The 7673-nt window shown below is 51.0% G+C and carries 2 protein-coding genes; one reads left to right on the top strand and one right to left on the bottom strand.

Annotated features, from left to right (window positions below; translation table 11 throughout):
• Window positions 1-474 precede the first annotated feature (474 nt).
• Window positions 475-3657 (top strand): TonB-dependent receptor, encoded by a 3183-nt coding sequence (locus IEX96_RS13075; RefSeq protein WP_188874066.1) that lies wholly within the window; start codon window positions 475-477, stop codon window positions 3655-3657.
• Between the two features lie 594 nt (window positions 3658-4251).
• Here the strand turns inward: IEX96_RS13075 and IEX96_RS13070 are convergent.
• On the bottom strand, window positions 4252-7461 hold the full coding sequence (locus IEX96_RS13070) for a TonB-dependent receptor domain-containing protein (RefSeq protein ID WP_150006219.1): 3210 nt from the start codon (window positions 7459-7461) through the stop codon (window positions 4252-4254).
• Window positions 7462-7673: the final 212 nt, after the last annotated feature.

The raw sequence follows: 7673 nt of genomic DNA, 5'->3' as shown, positions 1-7673 counted from the left end.
CCTTTGCCATGGTGAATCACGTATTACAACAAATGGGAATCCCCGAATTTAATAGGTCCTGACCCTAATACAACGTGGCGGCCGCGATGCCGCTAGTATTTACAGATTTTTTGAACTTTTCGTGTGCAGGCAAGCCGTATTGCAAGACCACATTGGCCTTAAAAATATTGCAAATGAGTTTGCAAAAATGCGTTGTCCCACATGCACATAAATTTTGTGATCTGTGCGGAATTGCGCGCAAAAGATGTGTAATTGTCGCATTGCATGGACGAAGACATTCGATGTGTGTTTTTTCTGCAACATATAATTCTATTTATCGAACGTAGTTATATAACTTTCCATTTATTCCTTGCTCTTGCCCATTGTTAAGATTTAGTGACGCTAGGTAGCCTAATGGCTCGCAAGAATGAAAACCTCTCTGAATAACCATCATTTCAGACTGAAAGGGAACAAATGCGAAATGGGGATCGGACTATGATCACAAAATCCAAAGAGCGTGGCTCTCTGCAGCCGCGTAAGCCATCGGTTTTTCGCCAGCGTGCACGTGCTATCTCTGCTGCTGGGATGACCGGTCTGGTGGCGCTTGGCTCTTTTGCGCCGGCCGCAACTTTGACGGCATTGCTCGCTTCAACTGTGATGACGCCAGCGGCGGTCGCGCAGGACTTTACGACTGGTCAGCTAGTTGGTGTGGTTACTGATACGGCGGGTAACCCCGTTTCAGGTATCGCTGTGACCATTTCAAACGACCAAACCGGTTTTGACTCGACCAGCACGACCGATTCTGAGGGGCGGTTTAATTTCGCCCGTTTGCCGATCGCCCAATATAAAGTGGTGGTCGATGCTCCTTTTGGCGAAGATCCATCTGATGAAATTCGGATCCCGGCTGGTTCGGTTCAGCGGTTGAACTTCACCGTTGCCACATCCGAAGTCGAGGCTGCAGGTCTTGAAGAAATTATTGTTGTCGGAACACGTGCAACATCGAGCCGGAAAGACTTTCTTGGACAAGAAGGCGGCATCGTCGTTAATACCGATGATCTCGTCGCTCGTGTTCCTTTGCAGCGTACTGTTGCTGATATCGCGTTGCTGGCTCCTGGAGCGAGCTCTGGTGACTCGGCCTTTGGTAACCAGCCGTCTCTCGCTGGTTCTTCGGTGGCAGAAAACCTTTTCTATGTGAACGGTTATAACGCAACGGATACCCGTGATTTCATCGGCCTGATGAACACCATTCCGTTCGAGTTCTTCCAGCAAGTTGATATCAAAACCACTGGCTTCCAAGCTGAATTCGGTCGCACGACCGGGAGTGTTGTTAACCTCGTTACACGTAAGGGGACCAACGACTTCCATGTGGGCGCGAATGCTTTCTATACGCCAGAAGGGCTGAGAAGCAATTCCAAGAAAAGAGACACCACGGACGGTTTCCGCTCAAGCGATAAATTGACAGAAACCGAAATCAATACGTGGATTAGCGGTCCGCTTATCAAAGACCGACTCTGGTTCTATGGTCTTGTGAGCTTCCGCGATAATGATCTGGAAGATTTCTCCAATAGTGCTTTCACAGATCGCAAGGATGATGATCCGGTCTGGGGGATCAATATCGACGGCATATTGTTAGACAACGATATGTTTGGGTATCATACCTTCACCTATACCCATATCGATGACAAACGGGATATCGTCGACTCCATTTTACCGTTTGATCGTGATACCGGGACAATCAATCGCGAAGCCGATACCGTCACCCAAACTTTCGAACGTGGTGGTACAACGGACATTCTCAAATATACCGGCGTGATCCGTGACTGGTTGAGCATTTCCGGCTTGTTCGGTGAAAGTGACAGCCGCGGGCGTGATTTGTCGAACGTTTCCAACATCCCTCAGATCAACGATCTGCGGTCCGGCACGAATATCGTTACGGGGAATACCGGCGGTTCGATTGTTGATGCCATTAACAACGACAATCGTCGTATGTGGCGTGCCGATGCGGATATCACCGTCAATGACTTCTTCGGTGATCACCAATTCCGGATCGGGTTTGATCGGGAAGTTCGTAAATCTGCGGAACAGACATCGTTCTCCGGTGGTTTCCGGTATGTGGTTTTCGCTGATGGAAGTGGTCTTGGTCGCTTCGACGCCAATGGCGACGGGATCAGTGATACCGGAGTGGATCTGAGTGCTCCTGTTATTCGTCAGGATTTCAGAACGACTGGTGGATCGTTTGAATCGGTTCTGAAAGGCTATTACATTCAGGATCGTTGGCAGACTCCGATCGAAAACCTGACATTGAATGTCGGTTTCCGTCTCGAAGACCAGACATCCAAGAATGTGAATGGGGAACCTTTCGCTGAGTTCAATGGTGGGTTCGATTTCCGTACCGGCTTTACTTATGAGCTGGATGAAGGTCGGAGCCGTGTATATGGCTTTGTTGGTAAGACCCATTTTGCCATTGCCAACAACACGAACATTCGCCTTGCTGGTGAGGAAATCTTTAACGAAGACTTCTTCCGTCTCGTATCCGATACGATCGATCCGGCAAATGTAGACGCTGCAATCGGTGATTTCATCGGTCGTGACATCGTTTCACCTCCGGGTGTTCAGCCAGCATCAACGTTGGTCGATAAAGATCTGGAAAACCAACGCCAAATTGAATACTCCCTTGGTTACGACTTCTCGGTCGGTAACAACTGGACCTTCGGTATCCGTGGGGTGTATCGCGATCTTGGTCAGGGCCTTGAAGATGGGTCAATGGATGCCGGGTTCCGCCAGTTTGCTGCGGACAATGGTCTTGATGTTGATGCAGCGGCAGCTGCCTTCACTGGCTTCCAGACTTTCGCACTTTTCAATCCCGGCAGTGATGTCACTCTGGACGTTCGGACGGATCTTGCACCTGCGGACATGGTCGCCTTCCTTGGCGGTGATGCCGATGGTGATGGCCTGGTCGAAGCCACTTTGACGGCAGAGCAGATCGGTGTTCCGAAAATCAAACGTGAGTACAAAGCTCTTGAATTGACCTGGGAACGTGCGTTTGTTGACGGCTGGTCCTTCCAGGGGTCTTATGTGCTTGCTCGGTCTAGTGGTAATACCGAGGGCGGCGTCAAATCTGATAATGGCCAAGGTGATACAGGCTTGACTCAGGATTTCGACACCACCGGTTTGACGGACGGCGCAAGTGGACGTCTGCCAAACGATCGTCGGCATACGATCAAAGCATTCGGTAGCTATGCTGCGACGGAGCAATTGACATTCGGTGCGAACCTTACTGTCCAATCCGGACGTGGATTTGGTTGTCAGGGTGTCCATCCGACAGATGGAATTGCTGCCCAGTTCGGTGCGGCCTCGTTCTTCTGTAAGTTGGACGAAAACAATCGGCCTAGTGCAGATGCAGAGTCGCGCTTAACCCCGCGTGGTTCTGTTCTTGAGAGCGGCTGGACCAAGCAACTCGATGTATCTGCAGTGTTCAAGCCTGATGTGGATTTCCTTCCCAATGGCGTTGCACCTGAGTTCCGTATTGACGTGTTCAATATCTTTGACTCGAACGATGTTACCGACTTGAATGAGTTTGGTGAGTTTGATTCCGGTCAGGTGCGTTCGACATTCGGTGATCCGACGGGCTTCATTCAAGCACGTACTGTTCGCTTGAGTGCTCGTATCGAATTCTAAAATTCGGACTTGAATGGACGAGTAAATACTCGTTGAAACAAATGAGAAAAGACGGACTGACCGAGAGGTTGGTCCGTTTTTTTTGTGCGGTAATTTAGTGGATGTGAGGCGATGAATTGCCGGAGGCGGTTTTTACGATGTGGACGTAGGCTTAGCCAAAAAGGGTGTGATTCTGTGAAGAAGAACAGGTTCGGCGAGGGATATGTCAATTCGGATGCTGGCTGGGAGGGGCAAGAGACGAGGTGCTGCCGGTGCTGGATGCTACATTGCGGAATCGAGGAAAGTGTCTTTTCTGAACGGAAGAGTAAGCATGATGGGTGGAATAACTCGGATATCCACCGGAGCTAATTTCGAATAGGATTCTGCGCTGGCGCTAGAATTGAGGCGTATTCTGCACCATGCTGCGGGTGGCTTTGTCGATCACACCTCAACGGTGGCCTGTGTGGCGACTGTTTGATGGGACCATGTTTCCAGGGTGCTTGAAAGTCTCGTCCGAAACGATCAATTCTTTGATAAAAGCTATATCAATGGCGGCATAAAAAAGGCGCTCTCCCATATTGGGAAAGCGCCTTCATGTTTGTTGTTATCAGACGATCAGAAACGCATGGTGGCATTCATGAAAAAGGTGCGACCAAACAGATCGAAGCCAGAGGACGTCACCGCATTGTTACGGTTGGGGCCTTCTGATGAATCGATCAGCGGCGGGTCCTGATCGGTGATGTTGCTGACGCCGAATGTCAGGGCGAATAGATCGAAATCCGCAGACAGGCTGAGATCGTTATAGAGACGACGATCTGCCACAGCATCATCGAATGTCAGGACAGAACCGACAAAGTCCGTGTTGTCACTTGGAGCTTCTTCAGGATTTTGGATGTCCTCGTCGAACTCGGTCTGGCCAATATAGCGGGCCTGCCACAACAATTGATAGCGATCCCAGAGCAGTGAGACGGTGGAATTGAACTGCCATTTGGGATTACCGATGCGCCCGGCATTATCCACCAGATCATCGCGGGTAAAGGTCAGGCGATTTTGTTCGATGAGTCGGTTGGCACCGACCGACCATGTGAGATCCAGAGACTGGCCCATCACATCATCGAAATTTTTGTGGAACCGGGATTCGATATCGATGCCGGTCACGGTTTCAAGGCCCACATTGATGAACGAGGCATCCACGAGGGTCAGGGCGTTGTTGGCGCGATTGCCGGTATCGGCACGGGTTACGCGATCACAGAACGGGCTGGCCAGATTGGGATCATCATTGAAGCAGCGGGCAATGATGACACCTGCATCCAATTCCGAAACAGTGTTTTTGATTTCAATATCGTAATAGGTGGCGGCCAGATCCCAATCAAAGCTGTTGAACCAGGGTTGGGTGAACTGCACCGTTCCGGTGACCGATGTGGATGTTTCAGCGATCAGGTCGTCAGACCCACCCACATTGACAGGAATGGTCACCACGCCGGCATTGCCCAATTGTGTGGTGTCTGCGCCACTGAGTTCACAATTGTTGATCAGCAATTGAGTTTGCGGATCCGTGGGATCTAATTGTGTAATGGCTTGGGCACGGCATGGATCCAGTGCGCCCGATACCCCTTGCCCCTGATCGGCAAGGAACTGTTCACGTAGATTGGGGGCGCGGAAAGACGTACTACGCGAGCCGATGAAGGTAAGATAGTCCACCGGACGATAGGTGCCCATGATGCGCCATGTGACTTCCGATCCGAAATTTTGTTCTTCGGTATAGCGAACGGACCCGTCCAGTTGTAGCAGCTCTACAAAGCTTTTACCGCGCATGAGTGGGGCTGTGAATTCACCGTAAATGTCATAGATCCAGCGCTGCCCTTGTGTAATGCCTTCTTGCAGCGGATTTTCCGCAACATTCAGGCCCTGAACGCCAGAGATATCGTTTTGTGAATTGATGGTGTCCTTACGCCATTCAAAGCCGACGGCTGTTCCCACAGTATCGCCGCCCGGAATGTCGAACAGGTCACCGGTGAAGAATGCGGATGCATTATATTGCTTTGTGACGGTGCGGTTTGTACGCAAGCCGACCAAAAAGTCCCGTTCCGCATCGGAGGAGAAACGTCCTTCGCCATCTTCGAAAATCGAGGGCGCGAAGAAATTGACCGGCACACACTCATTGGGGGTCAGAAGGCCGTTTTGGTTGTTTGTTAAAGGCACACCGCAGATTACTTCGCCATCTGCATTCATCCGGAGTGTTTGCGTGGCCAAAATCAGATTGGGTTCAAACAGGATGCTTTGGCTTTGATGGCCCGTGCCGCGATCATAAGAAAAGAACATGTCATAAGACCAGTTCTTTTCCTTGAACCAACCCGCACCGATATCGCCGCGCAGTCCGCCAACAAAGCGGACCTGTTCCACATTTACATTGAAGTCCTGTGGGTTATCATCAAGGGTGATGATGGGCGCGACCGAGACAGGGAAGGGGTTAAGTGGATTGTCCACGAGAATGGGGGCGCCATCGGCATCGACGATGATATTACCATTGGCATCTTCTTGCGGGATCATTCCTGCAATATCGGGGAAGATCTGTTCCTTTGACGCAATCACATTATTTTTGCGGTTGAAATAATAAGACTCGTAATAGAGCTCCTCATTATTTCCCCAGTCCATATTGAAATGGCCATTGGTCACAAAGGAGAAGGTTTCCGCTGGACGGATCAGGTCTGCTGCGCGGCGTTCGTCCTGATCGTTGAAGAAATCAAGGAAGGGGAATACAGAGCCGGCATCCGGATCTTCTCCCGGGAAGGCTCCTACTTGCGGATCACCTGCAGCGGGCAGGTTAAAGCCTGTGGAGAAATTTGGAACTCCGGTATCTGATTGACCCGGCGTGTAGAAGAAGAACAAAGCGTCTGTGAAGGTCAGCCCATCCGGCCCGGTTCCGGGGAATGGGGCGCCGGGTTCAAAGCCGGGCACGAAATCGTCACTGATCACGACGACATTATCGAAAAACCCGCTGCGGCATGGGTCGAACCGGTCGCCGTTTTCGGATACCTCGATGCTGCGCAGGCAACTGCTGAAATCGCGGCTGCCAGTGGATGCGCGTTCTTGCTTGCGATATTCAAAACCAAAGGTGATGTTACCGCGATCACTGGCAACGCCGCCCACAAGAGACGTTTGGTAGAGTTCGCCGCCCCCTGCTTCGGGCAGTTCAACATTGCCGAAAACTTCCAGCCCTTCAAAATCAGATTTCAGGCGGACATTGACAACGCCGGCCACCGCATCGGCACCATAAATGGTGGAGTAACCGCCGGTTAGCACATCAGCCGTTTCCACCATCCCGAGGGGAATCAGACCAATATCGGGCTGTGCCGGTGCACCGCGCGCCCCGGCCACACCAAGGCGGCGTCCATTCACCAATATCAGCGTGCGTTCGGCGCCCAAGCCACGCAGATCGATATTGGAAGATCCGATACCGCCATCGGGCGGCGCTTCCGTGGCATTGGAATTGCCGGCATTGGAATTGAAGGTGCCATCAATTTGCTGACCGCTTGCTGTGGTCGAGCGCTGAAGCATTTCACTCAAGGAGCTGACACCCAGCTTGCGATTTTCGCCAGCATCCAGCACCTGCGTTGGCGTGTTTGCCGAAAAGGCGTCGCGGCGAATACGGGAACCGGTGACGACGATTTGCTCGACTTCACCTCCGATATTTTCGTCGCCATCGGCTTCTTGGGCAAAAACATGCTGGGCATTTGCACCAAAAATAACTGTGGAAAGCGCGATTGCGCCCACAGAGCGAAGCCACAATGCCCTTTGGCATTGCCATTTTGTGCTGTGTATCATGGTTTCTTCCCTGTATAGAGTTTATATTTATGTCACAAGTCTATGAAATTCAGACTTATGCGTAAAGAAATAACAGCGGTAGAAGAAGAAATAAATACTGTAATTTTACGTATAAAGTTTTATAACATAATGCATAGAGGATGCTGCCGGGTCACCTATTTCAGGTTGTTCGGGGTGCGATAAACAAACGAAGGGGTCTTGCCAAAATTTGG

This window comes from Iodidimonas muriae, from assembly GCF_014647255.1.
Lineage (GTDB): Bacteria > Pseudomonadota > Alphaproteobacteria > Sphingomonadales > Rhodothalassiaceae > Iodidimonas > Iodidimonas muriae.
This window is presented reverse-complemented; position numbering and strand designations above follow the sequence as displayed.